This window comes from Pseudomonas brassicacearum, from assembly GCF_003732225.1.
Classification (GTDB): Bacteria; Pseudomonadota; Gammaproteobacteria; order Pseudomonadales; family Pseudomonadaceae; genus Aquipseudomonas; species Aquipseudomonas brassicacearum_E.
Genome location: NZ_MOBJ01000006.1, coordinates 131,753 through 152,849, shown reverse-complemented (window position 1 = coordinate 152,849; position 21,097 = coordinate 131,753). Strand labels below are relative to the sequence as shown.

At 58.0% G+C, this 21,097-nt stretch carries 10 protein-coding genes; 8 read left to right on the top strand and 2 right to left on the bottom strand.

The features are described 5' to 3' along the window. The first annotated feature begins 1 nt into the window (after position 1). The 8 genes from BK659_RS07530 (at position 2) to BK659_RS07495 (ending at position 15,401) form a co-directional block, all read left to right on the top strand. Complete coding sequence (locus BK659_RS07530) at positions 2–301, top strand: DUF2934 domain-containing protein (RefSeq protein WP_123424461.1); 300 nt, start codon at positions 2–4, stop codon at positions 299–301. Positions 302–423: 122 nt separating this feature from the next. Next, positions 424–2,583 carry a glycogen debranching protein GlgX gene (gene glgX / locus BK659_RS07525; protein ID WP_123424460.1) on the top strand — a complete coding sequence of 720 codons (2,160 nt, stop codon included), beginning with the start codon at positions 424–426 and terminating at the stop codon, positions 2,581–2,583. Between the two features lie 243 nt (positions 2,584–2,826). Next, on the top strand, positions 2,827–3,585 hold the full coding sequence (locus BK659_RS07520) for a PIG-L deacetylase family protein (protein WP_123424459.1): 759 nt from the start codon (positions 2,827–2,829) through the stop codon (positions 3,583–3,585). Between the two features lie 97 nt (positions 3,586–3,682). After that, a complete protein-coding gene (locus tag BK659_RS07515; protein WP_404942516.1) occupies positions 3,683–4,483 on the top strand; it encodes an endonuclease/exonuclease/phosphatase family protein in 801 nt (266 codons plus the stop codon). Positions 4,484–4,747: 264 nt separating this feature from the next. Next, positions 4,748–7,414 carry an autotransporter family protein gene (locus tag BK659_RS07510; protein WP_123424458.1) on the top strand — a complete coding sequence of 889 codons (2,667 nt, stop codon included), beginning with the start codon at positions 4,748–4,750 and terminating at the stop codon, positions 7,412–7,414. Between the two features lie 790 nt (positions 7,415–8,204). Beyond that, entirely contained in the window at positions 8,205–9,269 is a 1,065-nt protein-coding gene (locus BK659_RS07505) for an autotransporter domain-containing protein (RefSeq protein WP_123424457.1), read from the top strand. A gap of 104 nt (positions 9,270–9,373) precedes the next feature. Further along, complete coding sequence (locus tag BK659_RS07500) at positions 9,374–12,268, top strand: RHS repeat-associated core domain-containing protein (protein WP_123424456.1); 2,895 nt, start codon at positions 9,374–9,376, stop codon at positions 12,266–12,268. Between the two features lie 244 nt (positions 12,269–12,512). Then, positions 12,513–15,401, top strand: coding sequence for an RHS repeat domain-containing protein (locus BK659_RS07495; RefSeq protein WP_123424455.1), 2,889 nt, complete (start codon positions 12,513–12,515; stop codon positions 15,399–15,401). Between the two features lie 78 nt (positions 15,402–15,479). Here BK659_RS07495 and glgB read toward each other — a convergent pair whose 3' ends face one another. After that, the gene (gene glgB / locus BK659_RS07490) at positions 15,480–17,699 is read right to left on the bottom strand and encodes a 1,4-alpha-glucan branching protein GlgB (RefSeq protein WP_123424454.1); all 2,220 of its coding nucleotides are present in this window, start codon (positions 17,697–17,699) and stop codon (positions 15,480–15,482) included. Between the two features lie 10 nt (positions 17,700–17,709). Next, positions 17,710–21,066, bottom strand: coding sequence for a maltose alpha-D-glucosyltransferase (gene treS, locus BK659_RS07485; protein ID WP_123424453.1), 3,357 nt, complete (start codon positions 21,064–21,066; stop codon positions 17,710–17,712). Positions 21,067–21,097 lie beyond the last annotated feature (31 nt).

Sequence of the window (21,097 nt, the reverse complement as noted above, 5' to 3'; positions counted from 1 at the left end):
GATGAGTACCGATGACAAACGCGTTCGTGAATTTGCCTATCAAATCTGGGAGTCCGAGGGGAAACCCGAAGGCCAGGAAGCGCGCCACTGGGAGATGGCCTGCAAGCTGGCAGAGGCCGAAGCCCTGGCCCCGAGCAAGCCTGCCAAGACCGCTAAAACCAATAGCAGCAAAACAGCAGCCAGCAAGCCCCCGGCGGCCAAGCCCAAAGCCAAAGCCGCCGCAGCCAAGGTCGTGACGCCGCCGGGTGAGAAGTCCGCGGCCGCGAAAAAGCCTCGAGCACCGCGCAAGCCGGTCAGTTGAGGGCGTCCACACGCTCATCCTGATTGACCGCGTGGCGAGCAGGCTCGCCACTTCGGGGTGGCTCGGCCTTGAGAAACCAGCAATGCCGGCGCCAACACCCAAGCCCAATTGCAGGAGCAATTATGACCACGCCAAAAAAAGCCGCGCCAGAACCTCACGTCGAGGCCTCGCGAATCCGTGAAGGCTTGCCCTTCCCGCTCGGTGCGACCTGGGATGGTCTGGGGGTCAACTTCGCGATATTTTCGGCCAACGCGACCAAGGTCGAACTGTGCCTGTTCGACGATGCCGGTGAAGTCGAGCTCGAACGTATCGAGTTGCCGGAATACACCGACGAAATCTTTCACGGCTACTTGCCGGACGCCCATCCGGGGCTGATCTATGGCTACCGGGTTTATGGGCCTTACGACCCGCAAAACGGTCACCGCTTCAACCACCACAAATTATTGATCGACCCCTACGCCAAGCAGTTGGTGGGGCAATTGAAGTGGTCCGAAGCCTTGTTTGGCTACACCATCGGCCACCCCGACGCCGACCTCAGTTTCGATACGCGCGACAGTGCGCCCTTTGTGCCCAAGTGCAAGGTCATCGACCCGGCGCACACCTGGGGTCACGACCATCGGGTCAGCGTGCCGTGGGATCGAACGATCATTTATGAGACTCACGTACGCGGCATCAGCATGCGTCACCCGTCCGTTCCGGAGGCGGTGCGCGGAACCTTCGCCGGGTTGATGGTCGATGACCTGCTGGAACATATCCGCAAGCTTGGTGTGTCCTCGGTGGAGCTCATGCCGATTCACGCCTTCGTCAACGACCAGCACCTGCTGCACAAAGGCATGACCAATTACTGGGGCTACAACAGCATCGCCTTCTTTGCCCCCGATCCGCGCTACCTGGCCAGTGGCAAGATCGCCGAGTTCAAGGAAATGGTTGCGCACCTGCACGAAGCCAACCTGGAAGTGATTCTCGACGTGGTCTACAACCACACCGCCGAGGGCAATGAACAAGGCCCGACCCTGTCGATGCGCGGCATCGACAATGTTTCCTACTACCGCGTGATGCCGGACGACAAGCGCTTCTATATCAACGATTCCGGCACCGGCAACACGCTGGACCTGAGCCACCCCTGCGTGCTGCAAATGGTCACCGATTCACTGCGTTACTGGGCCTCGGAAATGCACGTCGACGGTTTCCGCTTTGACCTGGCAACTATCCTCGGGCGTTATCACGACGGTTTCGATGAGCGTCACAGTTTCCTCGTCGCCTGCCGTCAGGACCCGATTCTGCGTCAGGTGAAAATGATCGCCGAGCCCTGGGACATTGGCCCTGGCGGCTATCAGGTGGGCGGCTTTCCGCCGGGCTGGGTCGAGTGGAACGACCGCTTCCGCGACACTGTTCGCGCGTTCTGGAAGGGCGATGACGGCCAGCTCGCCGACTTTGCCGCGCGTATGACCGCCTCCGGTGAGATGTTCAATCAACGCGGTCGCCGCCCCTACTCCTCGATGAATTTCGTCACCGCCCATGACGGTTTTACCTTGAACGACCTGGTCTCCTACAACGACAAGCACAACGAAGCCAACGACGAGAACAATCAGGACGGCAGCAATCACAACCTGTCCTGGAACCACGGCGTCGAAGGCCCCACCGACGACCCCGAGATCAACGCGCTGCGCCAGCGGCAGATGCGCAACTTCTTCGCCACCCTGCTGCTGGCCCAGGGTACGCCGATGCTGGTGGCCGGCGACGAGTTTGCCCGCACCCAGCACGGCAACAACAACGCCTATTGTCAGGACAGCGAAATCGGCTGGGTCAACTGGGACTTGAGCGAAGACGGCAAAGCCTTGCTCAAGTTTGTCAAACGTCTGATCAAACTGCGCCTGACCTATCCGGTTCTGCGGCGCGGACGCTTTCTGGTGGGTAATTACAACGAGGACATTGGCGTCAAGGACGTCACCTGGCTGGCACCGGACGGCAGCGAAATGTCCACCGAGCAATGGCACGACAGCCACGGACGATGCCTGGGAATGTTGCTCGATGGTCGCGCCCAGGAAACCGGAATCCGCCGCAAAGGCGCTGACACCACTTTGCTGCTGGTGGTCAACGGCCATCACGACATCGTCAATTTTCTTCTGCCAGAAGTGCCTGACGGCGGTTTCTGGACCTGTTTGGTCGACACCAACCAGCCATCGATTCGGGGCCAGGAACGGTTCGATTTCAGTCACGAATACTCCGTGACCGGACGCTCGTTGCTGTTGTTCGAGTTACAACATGAGGACGAAGACTGATACCGCTTCCCATCGTCACGGGCAACGATCGTCGGCGCTTGAGTAAGCTACGTGACGAAAAAAATGCTCTTTGAAGGGGGACGGGGGCGACGAATGGTGATGTATGAGCAATACTCTGCTCACAGCAATCCAGGGTTTGGAGCGCTGTGCCCCGCGATTATCTGGTCGCGAGGAGTCTGCGACGGCGTGTTCCGCCAGCCACAATGCACGACTGCCGGCAAATCAGAACAAGGACGTATCACCATGAAATCCACCACCCTGCTCGACAGCAGTTTACCTGCGCAGATCTGGAACACTGCCCGACAGTTGGACAACGTTCCAGTCATCAACACCACCACTCTGGTCCCGGCAGGCGCTCGCGCCGTGGTGATCGCGCCGCACCCAGGCGACGAAGTGGTAACCTGCGGCGGCCTGTTGCAGCTGCTCTCTACTCTCGGCCATCCCTTGCAATTGATCTCGATTACCGATGGCAGCGCCAGTCATCCGGGCTCGAACCTGTGGTCGGAGAAACGCCTGAGTGTGTTCCGCCCTCAGGAAAGCGTCGAAGCCCTGCGCCGTCTCGGTTTGCCCATGCATAGCCTGAAATGGATTCGCGGCGGTTTTACCGACAACGGGCTGGCCGAACGTGAACTGCAATTGACGCAATTCATCGCGCGCTACCTGCGGCCGGGTGACGTGGTGTTCACCACCTGGAGCGAGGACGGCATCATCGACCATGACACGGTGGGGCGCGCCGCCGCAAAAGCCGCCCGCATGGTCGGGGCAAGCTTCAATGAAGTGCCGGTCTGGTCCTGGCACTGGCCCGCACGCGATCAGGGACTGATTCCCTGGCACCGCGCCCGCAAAGTCCGCCTCGACACCTGGACCGTCGCGCGCAAGTGCCACGCCACCCATGCGTACGCCAGCCAGCTGAATGGTGAACCGGAGATCGGCATCGCACCGAAGCTGCCCAGGGTTATTCTGGAGCGGATGCGTCAACCCTATGAAATCGTTTTTGTGTGATCGTGAAAGGCGTGATGCCTTGGCCCTGTCCAAAACTCTGAACTGCCGGCCAATGCATCAGTCGCATAGATAACCCGCCCGATTCAATGGAGAGCACGTGAGCCCCGATTCAGACCGGCACACCGCCAATCCAGATTCGATGAACAGGCCGCCGACTATTCATCGCCTCAGGGTTCTGACGATCAACACCCACAAGGGCTTCACGGCCCTCAACCGGCGCTTTATTCTTCCGGAACTGCGTGAAGCCGTGCGCAGCACCTCTGCCGACCTGGTGTTTTTACAGGAAGTGCTCGGCGAACATGATCGCCATGCCACACGCCATGACCATTGGCCGCAGATCTCGCAGTACGAGTTCCTCGCCGACAGCATGTGGAGCGACTTCGCCTACGGCCGCAACGCGGTGTATCCCGACGGCCATCACGGCAATGCGCTGCTGTCCAAATACCCGATCCGCCACTATCGCAACCTCGATGTCTCTATCACCGGACCCGAGCGCCGCGGGCTGCTGCACTGCGTGCTCGATGTACCGGGGCACGCCGAAGTACATGCGATCTGTGTCCACCTGAGCCTGCTGGAAAGCCATCGCCAATTGCAGCTGGCCCTGCTCTGTCAGCTGATCGAGTCACTGCCCGACGATGCCCCGGTGATCATCGCCGGCGACTTCAATGACTGGCAACTTCAAGGCAACGCCACGCTCGCGCAACGCGACGATCTGCACGAAGCCTTCGAGCTCCATCACGGACGCCCGGCCAAGACCTATCCGGCGCGCTTTCCACTGCTGCGACTGGACCGAATCTACCTGCGCAACGCCAGCAGTCACGAACCGAAGATTCTAGGGAACAAGCCGTGGACCCACCTCTCCGATCATTTGCCACTGGCGGTTGAAGTGCATTTTTGAGCGAGCCCAGCATTATGCCACCGGCTCGAAACTATCCACTACAGAAGCCTCCTACCTGTTACTTCTGACAGTAGCGCGATACAAACTCAGTTGTTAACGTGCCTACGACACTGCACGCGGAGGCATTGATCGCGCTTTACAAAAGTGAAGCCCCGCAGTCTTGGATGGATACCGCATCACGCTGCCGTCGTCACCCTTACTCCTGCTGTTTCACAACACTGCAGAGGTCGGGAGTCGATCAGTTGCCTGAAGCGAGGACACATCATGTGTACACGGATTTCACGTCTAAAGTTCCCTGCCATCTATGCAACATCCCTATCACTGCTGATTCTCTGGCCTCTCTCCTCAAACGCTGCATGCAACCTGGTCGCCACGGCAGGTAATGACACGCTCACGTGCGACAGTGGGAGCAGCGGCCCCTTCACTGACCTCCGAGGCAATAACAACCTGACGTTTCCCGCCAATGGCACTGGAACTATCAACGGCAACGTTACATTCGGCGCAGGTGCGGACAAAGTGCTGATGAACTCTGGCACCATTACCGGCTCACTCGATCAAGGCGATGGCGCGAACACACTGCAAATCAACGCCGGCCAAATCGGCGGTGCGGTGCTCCAGGGCCATGGTATCGATGATTTCGTAATGACCGGGGGACGCATTCAGTCCCTGGCTCAGGGTGATGGTCGGGATACGTTTCTGATGACTGGCGGCACCATCGTCGGCGCCTTTGAAGATGGCGATGTGGCGAGGATGACCGGAGGCACCATTGGTCGTGTCGACATGAAACTCGACAACAATATTTTCGACATGTCCGGCGGCGCCATTCTTGGCAATCTGGTCACCGGGTTCGGCCAGGACACCATCATCATTTCCGGCGGCACCATCGGAGGCAACATCAGTGTCAGCGGTGGCGACGACAACATTACCGTCAGTGGCGGAGTCATTTCAGGACAAATACGCACCAGCTTCGGCAATGACAGCTTTACCTGGAAAAATGGAGGCCTGATCAAATCCGCGATCTTGATGGGTGATGGCGACGACACCGCACTGCTCAGCAATCTGACCGAGAGTATTCTGTCCTCGACCCCGACTCTTGATGGTGGGCAGGGCAATGACCGTCTCACGTTCGACAACACCACCTCTGCGGGTGCGGCGCGTTACATCGGTTGGGAGACTGTCAACCTGACCAATAACTCCCACTTTGATCTGGCGGGTGACTTTTTCCTTGGCGACAGCGTAACCGGAACGGGGGTTTTCTCCATAGACGGCAGCAGTACCCTGGCAGTGACCCAGGGAAGTATCCGCCCCTATATTGCAGGCCAGTTGGTAACTCTCAACAATGCGGGTGTCATTGACATGACGACCGGCAGTAACAGCGCGACAGACTCATTGACCGTGCACGGCAACTATGTCGGGCGTAATGGACAGTTACTGCTGCAAACAGTGCTCGGTGACGACAACTCAGCCAGCGACAAACTGGTGGTGTCTCAAGGCACAATCAGTGGCAATACCCAACTGGGCATTACTAACCTTGGTGGTCTGGGTGGCCTGACTCTACAGAACGGAATCGAGGTGGTGCAGGCTCAAAATGGCGCCATCAGCAACAGCGATGCATTTGCATTAAAAAGCTCGGTTTCGGCCGGGGCCTACCAGTACTACCTGTTCAAGGGTGGCATTACGGCTGGCTCGGAAAACAACTGGTACCTGCGCTCATCGGTCGTGGCGGTGACGCCGCCCGCTGCCCCACCAGCGGTTACCCCACCTTCACCAGTGCCACCCGCCCCGCCAGCGACTCCACCCACACCGCCCGTCGTGAGTCCGGATGAGCCCCCTGTCGAGCCACCCACCGCAAAACCTGTCGCGCCCATCGACCCGCCCGCTCCCGCACCGACGCAGATAGCCGCCGAGTCATCCCCGGTGCCTGCCGCGACCACTCCGCCCATTCCTGCTGCGGTAGCCGGTGCATATCCGATTCCACTGTATCGCCTGGAAGTACCGGTGTATTCGGTGGTGATCCCCGCTGCTCAAGTCATGACCCTGCAAGCCCTGGGTACCTTTCATGATCGTCAGGGCGAACAAAGCCTGCTGACTGAAAGCGGCGCAGTGCCTGCCGGCTGGGGTCGGGTCTATGGCAGCGACTTGCGCAAAAGCTGGACCGGCACCGTCACGCCGAGTTTCGACGGCTCGCTCCAGGGCTTCCAGATTGGTCATGATCTCTATGCCTCGGAAACCAGTGGCGGGCAGCTCCAACGCTTTGGCTTCTTCGTAGGTCAGAGCCGCCTGCAAGGTAATGTCGATGGTTTTGCTGAAGGCTTCCAGCATCGACGCTCAGGCCGTGTGAAGCTCGAAGGTGACCATTTCGGCGCCTACTGGACCTTGATCGATCCGACTGGCTGGTACATCGATGCCGTTGCCATGGGCTCTCGGCTGGAGGGTGATAACCGCTCTGAACGTGGCGTAAAAATGGACACCGAAGGCCACGCAGTCGCGCTGTCATTGGAAGCGGGTTATCCGATGACAGTGTCCGAACACTGGCTGGTCGAACCACAGATTCAGGTGATCAACCAGCATATCGACCTGGACAATCAAAATGACGGGATTTCCGACGTATCGTTCGATTCGCAGGACTATTGGACAGGTCGTCTCGGTGCCCGCCTCAAAGGTCGTTATCTGGTCCGGAACGTACCGATCGAGCCCTACCTGAGAGCCAACGCCTGGCGGACCTTCGGTGGTTACGACACGGTGACGTACGACGGTATCGACCGAATCAAGAGCGAGCATAAATCATCTTCGGCAGACCTTGGCGTGGGTGTCGTCGCCAAGCTCTCATCTGCCGTCAGCGTTTACCTCGCCGCGGACTACAACGCCAATCTCGATAGCAACGAACTGGAAGGTGTCACCGGCAATCTGGGGTTGCGTATGAGTTGGTAGGCCAGAAATATTCGCGGGGCGGTGCTCCGGTTGCACGCGAATGGCGCAGGGTTACTGGAAACTGTATGGAGATGAATACCCCCTCGCCCAAGGTCTGTGAACTCACCGGAGCAGGCCTTACGGCCTTGCGTAGTTGGCATTTGACCATGGGAGTTCAATCGGTCTTATGGAAGCATAAGTGTCTACACATCTTTTCGTTCTAACCTCCGTAGCAGCTGCCGAGCCTGCGAGGCTGCATTCGAGGACGAAGTCCTCGCAAATCCTGGATCGACGTTTTACCTGGAAGAACGCATTGCCTGATTTAACGACTGCTTCGCAGCCGAACGCAGCCTCGCGGGCTCGGCAGCTGCTACGGGTGTAGTCTTTCACCGTATTTCAAAGTTATGCAGATACCTATGCTTATGGACGGCAAGCCGGTCAGAGGAGGACCTCTCCAAGAAGCCTCTCGCAGCACCACTCACGCTTTGGATCAAGGCCTTCCGGACGTGAAAAAAGCCTCTAATTTGACGTCAGAAAATGATTTTACGGATAAACAACAACTTAGATAATTGCCAATAATCAGGTAGTTGCGCAGCCTAATTTAGTCATACCGCTCATCGTTCAATTTCTTGACGCGGAGCCAGCGGTCTTCTTAGCTAAATCGTACTACCCCCGGAATTACCTCCTGGGGCAAGACTCGGAAACCCGCTGCAGCGGGCCGCCGGGTTTTGCCTCAATGAAATCGGTCGCCCCTCATTCGGGGTAGGAGAGACGCCAAGAGATATGGCATGCGATTGCAAGGTAGACCTCCATGAACACCGCCTTCATCCAACACGAGATCAAATTCACTCTGTACACCGTTTCCACCTCGCTGCTGCTGTGCACATCCATGGAGGTTCAGGCGTCGTCTGTCGAGGACGAGGCGATGCCCTGGTATCAGCAAGATGTCCCGGCGTTCACCCTGCCGGCGCCTGATGTGAGTAACAACATCCGTTTCACCCGAGATCCCGGCCGTGATAACCAGCTGCTGACAGTCGAGCAAGCCGCTCCTTCAGCCTGGGATCGGGTTTACGGCCAACCCGCCAGGAACGCAGAACGCGATGTCCTCAACTCACAGTTTTCCGGTATGACCGGCGCCGAAGTCAAAGGCCCGGCGGTGCTTACCCTGCAAAGTAGCGGCGGCAGCACTCAGCGCGTGGGTCTGGTGGGCGGAACAAGCCAGTTTCAGAGCAGCGGCAATGGCCAGTTGATCAGTTCTGCCATCATCGATCCGAACAATACCCTCAACGTGCAAGGTCCCAGCCTTGGCGCTTATTGGAGCCTGACCGGCGCAAACGGCTGGCACGTGGACATGACCGCCAGCGGCGGTCGGGTCAATGGCTACAGCCTCAATGATCAGGGTCAGCGCCAAATCGCCGAAGGCAGCGCAATGACCCTCTCGGTGCAAGGTGGATTTCCCATCGGTATCAGCGAAAACTGGGTAATCGAACCCCAGGCGGAGTTGATCAACCAGCGTATTACCCTGGACACCCCGTATGCAGGTAGCGGTAATGCCTCATCCAGCGACTTGACGTCCTGGAGCGGCAGGGTCGGTGCAAGCTTGAAAGGGAGTTATGCCATCAAGGGCCTGCCGATCGAACCCTATGTTCGTACCAACTTCTGGCACACGGTCAATACCAGCGACACCGTGACCCTCGGTCAGGTCGATAAGCTCAGCAGCAGCCGAAACACGTCGTCGGTCGAACTGGGCCTGGGATTGGTAGCCAGAGTTACGCCCGCCGTCAGCCTGTATGTCAGCGGCGATTACAACAGTGCGACTGTCAACAACGACTTGAATGGATTGATAGGCAGTATTGGCGTGCGGATGCTCTGGTGAAAGTAACCTCGCAGACACCACAGACCTGTTAGTTCTTACAGTATCCAAACTCCCGGAGGTCATGCATTGTGATCAGTCGTTCACCTTGATAAAGGCCATCACGGATGACAACGCGCGCTTTGGCTCATGCCGACGCTGCAACGCCGACCATTCTGGTGTCGGACCCACGTGGCCTGGCGCTCAGGACCGCGCAGTTCCATCGACGGCAGGCGGCCGATGCCCTTGAAACGCGGGTCACGCATCAACGTTACGACGCCGCCGGCCGAGCGGTTGCCAGTCGTGACCCGCGTCTGTTTACCTTGGCCCAGACCGACGCATCCGTCCCCGCTAACCTGAACCAGGTCTTCAGCCTGTCCGGTGTGCCGTTGGCGACCCAGAGTGTGGATGCCGGGTGGCGACTTGCGCTGCCGGGTGAGGCCGGGCAAGCCGTGGAGCGCTGGGACGGCCGTGGCAGCCATTCACTGACCGAATACGATGAACTGCTGCGCCCGATAGCCGTACACGAAAGTATTCGGGAGGTCGCCGAGCATGCCCTTGAGCGTTTTACCTATGCCGGTGCCGATGAGGACGCTGCCACGCACAACCTGTGTGGTCAGTTGATTCGCCATGACGGCCCGGCCGGCACCTTGCACCTGCTCGACCTGAGCCTCGGCGGCGCCCCGTTGCAACAGCGGCGACATTTTTTGCATAGTCTTGATGCACCCGACTGGCCTATCGACGTGGCCGAGCGGGACGCCTTGCTCGAAACCGTGGACGGCGCAACGACCTGGAATGATTACGCCCCCACCAGCGAACCCCAGAGCCAAACCGACGCACTGGGCAACCGTCAAGCCTTCGCCTACACCGTCGCTGGCGAGCTGAAAAACACCCGACTGACCTTGGCGGGCGATGGACAGATCGAGAAGGTTCTGGTCAGCGATATTCGTTACACCCCTTTCGGTCAGGTCGACGCGGAAACTGCAGGCAACGGCGTGATCACCCGTCACCACTACGACCCCGCCAACAGCCGGCTGACCGGCCTCAGCGCGCACAAAGCCGATGGCACACCGTTGCAAAACCTGACCTACACCTACGACCCGGTCGGCAATGTGCGGAGTATCGAAGACACCGCGCAATCGATCCGCTACTTCAACAATCAGCGTATCGAGCCGATCAAAACGTACCGCTACGACACGCTCTACCAACTGATCGAAGCCACGGGCTGGGAAGCCAACACTGGCCGAGGTGGCCCTGCGTTGCCGGACTTGCAACCCTTGCCTCCCGACCCCAGTCAGATCGCCAACTACACCCAGACCTATCGCTACGACCCAGCCGGAAACCTGCTGGATCTGGTGCATGTCGGCGCGCAGGCCCACGGCCGCACCTTGACCCGCGCCCGCTACAGTAATCGCTGCCTGCCCGAGCGAGACGACCGGCCACCGACCGAAGACGAACTGGCCGCAGGCTTCGATGCCAATGGTAACCTGCGCGAACTGCAACCGGGCCAGTTGCTGAACTGGGACTTGCGCAATCAGCTACAGGAAGTGCGCCCCGTGGTACGCGAAGACGCGGAGGACGACAGCGAGCGGTATATCTATGACGGCGGTGGCCAGCGTGTGCGCAAGGTTCGCACCAGTCAGACCAACGCTCGCACGCTCATCAGCGAAGTGCGTTACCTGCCCGGCCTGGAAATTCGCAGCCACAGTGGCACCGGTGAAATCCTCCATGTCATCAGCGCGACGGCCGGCAGCAACAGTGTGCAAGTGCTGCATTGGGCCGCCAAACCACCCGATGACATTCTTAACGACCAGGTGCGTTACAGCCTCAACGATCACCTGAAATCCAGCACGATGGAACTGGATCAACAGGCCGACCTGATCAGCCAGGAAAGCTATTACCCGTTCGGTGGCACTGCTTGGTGGGCGGGTCGAAGCGCGACCGAGGCCAAGTACAAAACCGTGCGCTATTCCGGCAAGGAGCGGGATGCGACAGGGCTTTATTACTATGGATTCCGGTATTACGCGCCGTGGTTGCAGCGCTGGATTAATCCGGATCCGGCGGGGTATGTGGACGGGATGAATTTATATCAGTTTGTAGGCGCCAACCCGGTAAATAATATCGATAGCGTAGGTCTTGACAAAAAGCGCTGGCAAGACTTGATCCATAAACACCTGCTAACGGGTTACGGGCATATATTAAGAGGCCACCACCTAGACTATATAGGCGAACAAATCAAAGAAGATGCTCCCAGGCCATCGGCCGGCCCCTGGCAGTACAAAGGTGTCCGTTATTACAATCAACAGCAGCGAGCAGAGAGGCTCATGCCCCATACAATTGCTGGCGGGGCAATACGCGGTGTGGATGGAGAACCAGCCAACTATAGTGAAGGGCCCATAACCTCCTCGATGAAGTGGATTAAGTCTAACGGATACCTGGGATATGTATTGGCTTTAAATGAACAAAATGTACCTGAACTTGCTGTGTTCGTACCGGAACGCAGCAGAAGGCACCATTCATCGCCTTTCTCCGGCCGGCCTGTTTTAGACGCCGGCATGATGGTAATAACATCGGGCGCAGTCGCTTTTATAGAAAATAAAAGTGGCCATTACCGACCAAGAATCGAGCAAAAACTGCACACTTTGAATTTATTAAAGAAGGCCGGGATGAATTTGAAAGACATTTTTGTATCTGAGCGAATCCCTGATGAGTTTAAGACTACCGAGCTTCCTCCCCAAGCCTACCAAGAAGAGTTCGAAAGCTATCTCGATAATAATCTCTACAATGCAGCCGACCTCTACAACTGGTACATGGATACGGCGTCACGCCATGAAAGTCTTTCAAATAATGACATCGCCAAAAAAACTGCACGGGCAGAACGCCCCCCCCTTGCCCACTTACCTTCCAAGGGTAAAGATGGGCTAACTCGCTTGGAAACATTAACGTATAGAAACTGGGAGCAACGCGATAAAAATGGCAGACCAGGAAGACTTTTGAAGAACTCACATCTAGGCTATAAGTAGCCATAGCAATACCGTTTCACTTTCGTTTACCTGCGTTGCCAAATACGTCCGAAAGCTGTTGCCTGCCTGTACACCAGCGACGATTACAGTATGTGAATGACACATTTGAGCGAGCTGATTGGAAGCCTTGCAGGACGGATGTGTTGCTGAAAAAACCAACGCTACCTGTTACTTCTTACAGTATCCAAACTCCCGGAGGTCATGCATTGTGATCAGTCGTTCACCTTGATAAAGGCCATCACGGATGACAACGCGCGCTTTGGCTCATGCCGACGCTGCAACGCCTACCATTCTGGTATCGGACCCACGTGGCCTGGCGCTCAGGACCGTGCAGTTCCATCGGCGGCAGGCGAACGATGCCCTTGAAACGCGGGTCACGCATCAACGTTACGACGCCGCCGGCCGAGCGGTTGTCAGTCGTGACCCGCGTCTGTTTACCTTGGCCCAGACCGACGCATCCGTCCCCGCTAACCTGAACCAGGTCTTCAGCCTGTCCGGTGTGCCGTTGGCGACCCAGAGTGTGGATGCCGGGTGGCAGCTTGCGTTACTGGGCGCCGGCGGGCAGGCCGTGGAGCGCTGGGACGGTCGTGGCAGCCATTCACTGACTGAATACGATGAACTTCGACGCCCGGTGGCTGTGCACGAAAGTGGTCGGGAGGTCGCCGAGCATGCCCTTGAGCGTTTTACCTATGCCGGTGCCGATGAGGACGCTGCCACGCACAACCTGTGTGGTCAGTTGATTCGCCATGACGGCCCGGCCGGCACCTTGCACCTGCTCGACCTGAGCCTCGGCGGCGCCCCGTTGCAACAGCGGCGACATTTTTTGCATAGTCTTGATGCACCCGACTGGCCTATCGACGTGGCCGAGCGGGACGCCCTGCTCGAAAGCGTGGACGGTGCAACCACCTGCAATCGCTACGACCCCACCAGCGAACCCCTGAGCCAGACCGACGCACTGGGCAACCTTCAAGCCTTCGCCTACACCGTCGCTGGCGAGCTGAAAAACACCCGACTGACCTTGGCAGGCGATGGACAGATCGAGAAGGTTCTGGTCAGCGATATTCGTTACAACCCTTTCGGTCAGGTCGACGCGGAAACTGCGGGCAACGGCGTGATCACCCGTCACCATTACGACCCCGCCAATAGCCGGCTGACCGGCCTCAGCGCGCACAAAGCCGATGGCACACCGTTGCAAAACCTGACCTACACCTACGACCCGGTCGGCAATGTGCTGAGCATTGAAGACGCCGCGCAATCGATCCGCTACTTCAACAATCAGCGTATCGAGCCGATCAAAACGTACCGCTACGACACGCTCTACCAACTGATCGAAGCCACGGGCTGGGAAGCCAACACCGGTCGAGGTGGCTCTGCGTTGCCGGACTTGCAACCCTTGCCTCCCGACCCCAGTCAGATCGCCAACTACACCCAGACCTATCATTACGACCCAGCCGGAAACCAGCTGGATCTGGTGCATGTCGGCGCGCAGGCCCACGGCCGCACCTTGACCCGCGCCCGCTACAGTAATCGCTGCCTGCCCGAGCGAGACGACCGGCCACCGACCGAAGACGAACTGGCCGCCGGCTTCGATGCCAATGGTAACCTGCGCGAACTGCAACCGGGCCAGTTGCTGAACTGGGACTTGCGCAATCAGCTACAGGAAGTGCGCCCCGTGGTACGCGAAGACGCGGAGGACGATAGCGAGCGGTATATCTATGACGGCGGTGGCCAGCGTGTGCGCAAGGTTCGCACCAGTCAGACCAACGCTCGCACGCTCATCAGCGAAGTGCGTTACCTGCCCGGCCTGGAAATTCGCAGCCACAGTGGCACCGGTGAAATCCTCCATGTCATCAGCGCGACGGCCGGCAGCAACAGTGTGCAAGTGCTGCATTGGGCCGCCAAACCACCCGATGACATTCTTAACGACCAGGTGCGTTACAGCCTCAACGATCACCTGAAATCCAGCACGCTGGAACTGGATCAACAGGCCGACCTGATCAGCCAGGAAAGCTATTACCCGTTCGGGGGCACTGCTTGGTGGGCGGGTCGAAGCGCGACCGAGGCCAAGTACAAAACCGTGCGCTATTCCGGCAAGGAGCGGGATGCGACAGGGCTTTATTACTATGGATTCCGGTATTACGCGCCGTGGTTGCAGCGCTGGATTAATCCGGATCCGGCGGGGGCAATTGATGGGCTCAATTTTTATCGGATGGTGAGGAACAGCCCGATTACGTTGTCCGACCAGGATGGGTTGTCACCTGAAGGGGACTTGGCTCGAAAAATCATGGCTTCCAAGAGCTTTTCTAAGGCTTACGATATAAACAAAGAGCAAGCACTTAAAGTAATGGGGGACACATACATCGACAACAACTACGATCCTGACATTGTCGCCAAAGCAATAAATAAAGTTCAAAAAAAAATGAGCGCAATGGACAATAGAATAGCGAAATCTTTAAGTGAGATGGCGGTTTCCACACCTCAAAAAAACATTCCCACCCCCAAAGACAAGTACTCCTACATGAAGGAGTTTAAAGCCATTTACTCAACAAACGTTGGATCCGCAGCAATCAATGGCGCCATGCGAGCAGGAACCCAAATCTCCCTTAGCAAAACAGCAGTCATTAGAGAACTAAACGATAGGTTTGGGGATGAAATGTTTTCCGGAAAATCAGGCAAAGAAGCAGCTTCCTGGATTAAAATTGTAGCAGGCGGCCTTAACTTACATAACACCGAACAGATAAGCCATGGGCTATACCTTCAATCCAACACAACAACAAACACATATTTTCGGGGGCAAGGTATAACCAAATCAGGAATAGATGAGTTCATTTCGGCCAAAGACAATAAAACCATCCTCCACTCCAATAGCTTTCTTTCAGTGGCCAAGGTCAAAAGCGTAGCCGAAGGTTTTATGCGTGGAGAAAATCAACTTTTCATGACGATAGAGGGATTCAGCGCGGCAAATGTTGTCACAGAATACTCCGCACTCAGTGAAAAAGACCTGGTATTTACCCCTCATGCTGACTTTGAAGTCATAGCCGTCGGGACAAGAGAAAATAACAAAAACCAGTACCACGTTAAACTTAGGGAAGTCAGGGCTCATAGTGGCAATCGAACTGCAATGCCCTATTAGAAACGATAACCAGAAAGTGGAGTGTGGAGTGGATCACCCACCACACTCCAGCTTCCCTATAACCGCGCGATCAACACCTCAACCCTCCGGCCTTAGCATCAATACCCCCAACGGCGGCAGATTCAGCACCAGCGACAACGCCTGACCATGGCTACCCTCATCTTCGGTCAATACACCACCGCCATTGCCGTAGTTGGAGCCGGCATAGATGTCCGCGTCGCTGTTGATCACCTCATTCCAGCGCCCGGCAAACGGTACACCAACCCGATAAGCCGGACGCGGCACTGGCGTGAAGTTAGCCACCACCAACACCGGCCGCCCTTCCTTGCTCCAACGCAGCCAGGCATAGACGCTATTCATTGCATCGTCACCGATCAGCCATTGGAAGCCCTGCGGCACATCGTCCTGATCGTGCAGCGCCGGTTCTTCGCGGTAGAGCTGATTGAGGTCGGTCACCAGTTTCTGCACGCCACGGTGTTCCGGGTATTGCAGCAAGTACCAGTCCAGTTGCTGATCGTGATTCCATTCGCGCCACTGGCCGAACTCACAGCCCATGAACAGCAGTTTCTTGCCTGGATGTGCCCACATGAAACTCAGGTAAGCGCGCAGGTTAGCGAACTTCTGCCAGCGATCTCCGGGCATCTTGTCGATCAGCGAATGCTTGCCATGTACCACTTCGTCGTGAGAAATCGGCAGGATGAAGCGCTCGGACCAGGCGTAAACCAGGCCAAAGCTCAGCTCGTTGTGATGATGGGCACGGTAGACCGGGTCCTGCTGAATGTAATGCAGCGAATCGTGCATCCAGCCCATGTTCCATTTGTAGTCGAAGCCCAATCCGCCTTGCTGCGTGCCTTGGCTGACACCCGGCCAGGCCGTGGACTCCTCGGCAATCACCAGCGCACCGGGGGCTTCGAGGTCGATCACATCGTTGAGGTGGCGGACAAAGTCGATGGCTTCGAGGTTCTCCCGGCCGCCATGGCGATTGGGTACCCACTCGCCAGCCTTGCGTGAATAGTCGCGATAGAGCATCGAGGCCACCGCATCGACCCGCAGCCCATCGACGTGGAAATGCTTGAGCCAGTGCAACGCCGACGCCAGCATGAAGCCATGCACTTCGGTGCGTCCGAGGTTGTAAATCAGCGTGTCCCAGTCCTGGTGAAAGCCTTCCTGCGGATTGCCGTACTCGTACAGCGCGGTGCCATCGAACTGCGCCAGGCCATGGGTATCGGTGGGAAAATGCGCCGGCACCCAATCGAGGATCACTCCGATGCTGGCCAAGTGGCAGGCGTTGACGAACGCGGCGAAGTCATCCGGTGAACCATAGCGGGCACTCGGGGCGAATTGCGATAACGGCTGATAACCCCAGGAACCGCCGAAAGGATGTTCCATGATCGGCATCAGTTCGATGTGGGTGAAACCGAGTTTCTGCACGTAAGGAATCAGACGCTCGGCCAACTCGCCCCAGTTGTATTGGCGCGCCACTTCACCGACGTCGTCCACTTCGCACTGCCAGGAACCCGCATGCAGTTCGTAAATCGACAGCGGCGCGCTCGTGCGGTGGCGCTCGCCGCGAGACTGCATCCAGTCCTGATCCTGCCAATCGATGCGCAACGGCGAGGCAACTTTCGAGGCAGTGTCCGGCGGTAGTTGTGTCGCCAATGCCATGGGGTCAGCCTTGAGCGGCAGAATCCCCTGGGCACCGAGAATTTCGTATTTGTACGCCTCACCCGCCTGCAAGCGCGGAACAAACAACTCCCAGACCCCGGACGGATGACGCAGCCGCATCGGGTGCCGGCGACCATCCCAGACGTTGAAATCGCCGACCACCGAGACCCGCCGGGCATTCGGCGCCCACACCGCAAAACGCACACCATCGACGCCGTCGACGTTCTTCAACTGCGCTCCCAGGCAGGCACTGAGATCCCGGTGATTGCCCTCGGCGAACAGATACAAGTCCATCTCGCCCAACAACGGGCCGAAGCTGTAAGGATCCTCTGCGGTTTGCTCACCGCCAGCCCAACGGGTGCGCAACAGGTAAGCCTGGGCCCGGTCGAAATGCGCGACGAACAACCCCGGCACTTCGGTAGCGTTCAAGCTGCCGAGCTCTTCGCCGGAGTCACGGGCAATCACCTGCACGCTCAAAGCCTCCGGCAGGTAAGCGCGAATGAACTGACCGCCGGCCCCGTCAGCGTGTGGTCCGAGTATCGCAAAGGGATCCTGGTGCTCGGCACGCACCAGCGCCTCGATGTCTCGCGCTAGAGGCAGCAGCGCTTCTTTCACATGTCCCCGCTCCATCATGATGGCTCCTTCATAACTGCTCTCCACCGCTATAGGAAAAGGGTTTGAGTCCACTCAACAACCCGTACAGACCGTGCAATGGCACGGGCAACCATGCGGGACGATTTTCGGCTTCATACACCACTTCATAGGCCGCCTTCTCCAGGCTGAACAACGTCAGTGCGGCGTCTTCGGCCTCAGGGTCTTGCCATGCATGAGCAAGACTAGCTGCTGCCTGCCGATACGCCTGAACAAACGCTAGCGTGGACTCACGCAAATAACGTTCCGTCACCCGCTGACGTGCCGCCAGCGTCTGCCCGCTGCCGTCGACGCCCTGCCCGTTCAGCGCCATTGCCGCCGCGTAATCGAACGAGCGCAGTACGCCACCCACATCCTTGTAAGGACTGTGTTTAGCCCTTCGCTCATGCAACGGCCGCGCCGGTTCACCTTCGAAATCGATCAGGTAGGCATCGCCCTTGATCACCAGCACCTGGCCCAGGTGTAAATCACCGTGGACGCGCATCTGCAAACCGCCCACCGCTTTCGCCGCCAATTCCTGAATGTGCTTGAGGATGGTTTTTTTCTGCTCCAGTAAACGCACCACCAACACCTGATCCCCCGGACTCAGCCCGGCCTGATGCTGCTTAAGCAACTGCAAGGCATGCTCCAGCTGCGCACCGATCGCTTTCGCCAATGCCTGCTGATCCTTGTGTGTGGTGACCCGTGAATTGAACGCCGAGTCGTCACTGGGTGCCGCCAATAGCACGTGCATTTCTCCAAGGCGCTGACCGAGCATGCCAGCGAAATCTTTCAATTCACCGAGCGCGTTGTAGTGCTGTTCCTGCTCGGACATCGCCTCGGCCAACTCATCGCGAATCGCCCGTTCAAGGTTGTTCTGGGTCCATTCCCAGGCATCGCCCTGATTGCTCAGATAGCCTTGGGCGATCATCAACAGAGTGTCTTCGCCTTGCAGATCGCGACGGGTTACCGAGCCGAGCAACGGTGAAATGTGCTTGAACCCGGCAGCGCTCAGGTACGCGCCCATCTCCAGTTCCGGGTGCACGCCGCTGGCCACTTTGCGGATCAGCTTGAGCACCAGACTGCCACCAATCACCACGGAGCTGTTGGATTGCTCGGCCGACAGGTAGCGCACGTCAGAGTCAGCCCCCAGACCGAGTTCCGCCAGCTCGGCGGTCGGCTCGAAACGAATCTCGCCGTCACTTGCGGCCAGCACCGTGTGCCCCTGCATCGCCTGCAACACCGCGCGAATGAACGTGTCTAGACTGAAAGCGTCCGTCACCAGGCCGACCTGCCGTCCGCGCCGCACCCGCGCCAAGGCAAGCTGCTGCGGCAATGCAGCGCCGACCTGGTCTTCAGCCAGAAATCCGAACGGCAACTGATAACGACTGGTCTGACCATCGCTGGTGACATCGATTTCGCTGAACAGCACCGGATGCTGCGGATCACCAAAACGCACACCGTAGACGATGTGCACTGTTTCGATACTGGAGTCCTTGCCATCGAACCAACGTCGATTGTGCAACCAACTCGGCAGCGAACTTTGCTCCAGAATGGTGCGTGACGGTGCTTCGAGCAGCTCTTCCATGCGCTTTTTCAGTACCAGGGTGGTGAAGTCCGGCAGGCTTTGCGCAGGTTCGACGTGCCAGCTCGGCATCTGATTTTCCGCCGCCAGCACAAACCAGTAAAAACCATACGGCGCCAGGGTCAGCAGAAAGTTGAGCTGGCCAATCGGCGGGAAAGCATTACCGCCGAGCATTTCCACGGGAACCATGCCAGCGAAGGCCGAAAGGTCCAGCTCGGCCGCCTGGGCACTGCGCGAGACGTTGGCCACGCAGAGGATGATTTCGTGTTTGCCATCATCACCGGTGTATTCCCGTGTATAGGCAAGAATTCGCCGGTTGCTCGGCGAGAGCATTTTCAAGCTGCCTCGGCCGAACGCCTTGGACTGTTTGCGGATCGCCAGCATGCGCCGGGTCCAGTTCAGCAGTGAATGCGGATCGACAGCCTGGGTTTCGACGTTCACCGACAGGTAACCGTAGAGCGGGTCCATGATCGGCGGCAGCACCAGACTCGCCGGGTCGGCGCGGGAGAATCCGCCATTACGGTCGATCGACCACTGCATCGGCGTGCGCACCCCATCGCGGTCACCCAAGTAGATGTTATCGCCCATGCCGATTTCGTCGCCGTAGTACAGCGTTGGCGTCCCCGGCATCGACAGCAGCAAGCTGTTGAGTAACTCGACGCGGCGCCGATCACGTTCCATCAGCGGTGCCAGGCGCCGGCGAATGCCGAGGTTGATCCGCGCGCGGCGGTCGGCCGCGTAGTAGTTCCACAGGTAATCGCGCTCTTTGTCGGTGACCATCTCCAGGGTCAGCTCATCATGGTTGCGCAGGAAAATCGCCCATTGGCAGTTGGCCGGGATCTCCGGGGTCTGGCGCAGGATATCGGTGATCGGAAAACGGTCTTCCTGGGCCAGCGCCATATACATGCGTGGCATCAACGGGAAGTGAAAGGCCATGTGGCATTCGTCGCCGTCATCACCCTTGGTATCTCCGCTCTTTGTTTTACCAAAATACAACTGAGTGTCTTCCGGCCATTGGTTGGCTTCGGCCAGCAGCATGCGGTCCGGGTAGTGGGCGTCGATCTCGGCACGAATCCGCTTGAGCACGTCGTGGGTTTCGGGCAGGTTTTCGTTGTTGGTGCCGTCGCGCTCGATCAGGTAGGGAATTGCATCCAGGCGCAGGCCGTCGATGCCCAGGTCCAGCCAGTAGCGCATCACCGAGAGCACCGCCTTCATGACCTGCGGGTTGTCGAAGTTCAGGTCCGGTTGATGCGAATAAAAACGGTGCCAGAAGTACTGGCCGGCCACCGGGTCCCAGGTCCAGTTGGACTTCTCGGTGTCGAGAAAAATGATCCGTGTGCCGTCGTACTTTTGATCATCATCGGACCAGACATAAAAGTCCCGCGCCTTTGATCCTGGCTTGGCCTTGCGCGCACGCTGAAACCAGGGATGTTGATCCGAGGTGTGGTTGATGACCAACTCGGTAATCACCCGCAAACCGCGTTGATGGGCCTCGGCAATAAAGCGCCTGACGTCGGCCAGGGTCCCGTAATCGCGGTGCACGCCACGGTATTCGGCAATGTCGTAGCCGTCATCGCGACGTGGCGAGGGGTAGAACGGCAGCAGCCAGATGGTGTTGACGCCCAGATCGGCGATGTAGTCCAGCTTGGCGATCAAACCGGGAAAATCGCCAATCCCGTCGTTATTGGAGTCGAAATAAGACTTTACGTGAACCTGATAGATCACCGCATCCTTGTACCAGAGCGGGTCGTTGCTGAAGGTGGCTGACCTGGGTTTCTTCGCCATTGGAAACTCCTGAGTACAGTGAGGACCTGTG

Bases quoted from the DNA above. Each gene is read 5' to 3' on its own strand.
- glgX (WP_123424460.1), top strand. From the start codon at position 424: ATGACCACGCCAAAAAAAGCCGCGCCAGAACCTCACGTCGAGGCCTCG.
- BK659_RS07530 (WP_123424461.1), top strand. From the start codon at position 2: ATGAGTACCGATGACAAACGCGTTCGTGAATTTGCCTATCAAATCTGG.
- BK659_RS07510 (WP_123424458.1), top strand. From the start codon at position 4,748: ATGTGTACACGGATTTCACGTCTAAAGTTCCCTGCCATCTATGCAACA.
- BK659_RS07505 (WP_123424457.1), top strand. From the start codon at position 8,205: ATGAACACCGCCTTCATCCAACACGAGATCAAATTCACTCTGTACACC.
- BK659_RS07520 (WP_123424459.1), top strand. From the start codon at position 2,827: ATGAAATCCACCACCCTGCTCGACAGCAGTTTACCTGCGCAGATCTGG.
- BK659_RS07500 (WP_123424456.1), top strand. From the start codon at position 9,374: ATGACAACGCGCGCTTTGGCTCATGCCGACGCTGCAACGCCGACCATT.
- glgB (WP_123424454.1), bottom strand. From the start codon at position 17,699: ATGATGGAGCGGGGACATGTGAAAGAAGCGCTGCTGCCTCTAGCGCGA.
- treS (WP_123424453.1), bottom strand. From the start codon at position 21,066: ATGGCGAAGAAACCCAGGTCAGCCACCTTCAGCAACGACCCGCTCTGG.
- BK659_RS07495 (WP_123424455.1), top strand. From the start codon at position 12,513: ATGACAACGCGCGCTTTGGCTCATGCCGACGCTGCAACGCCTACCATT.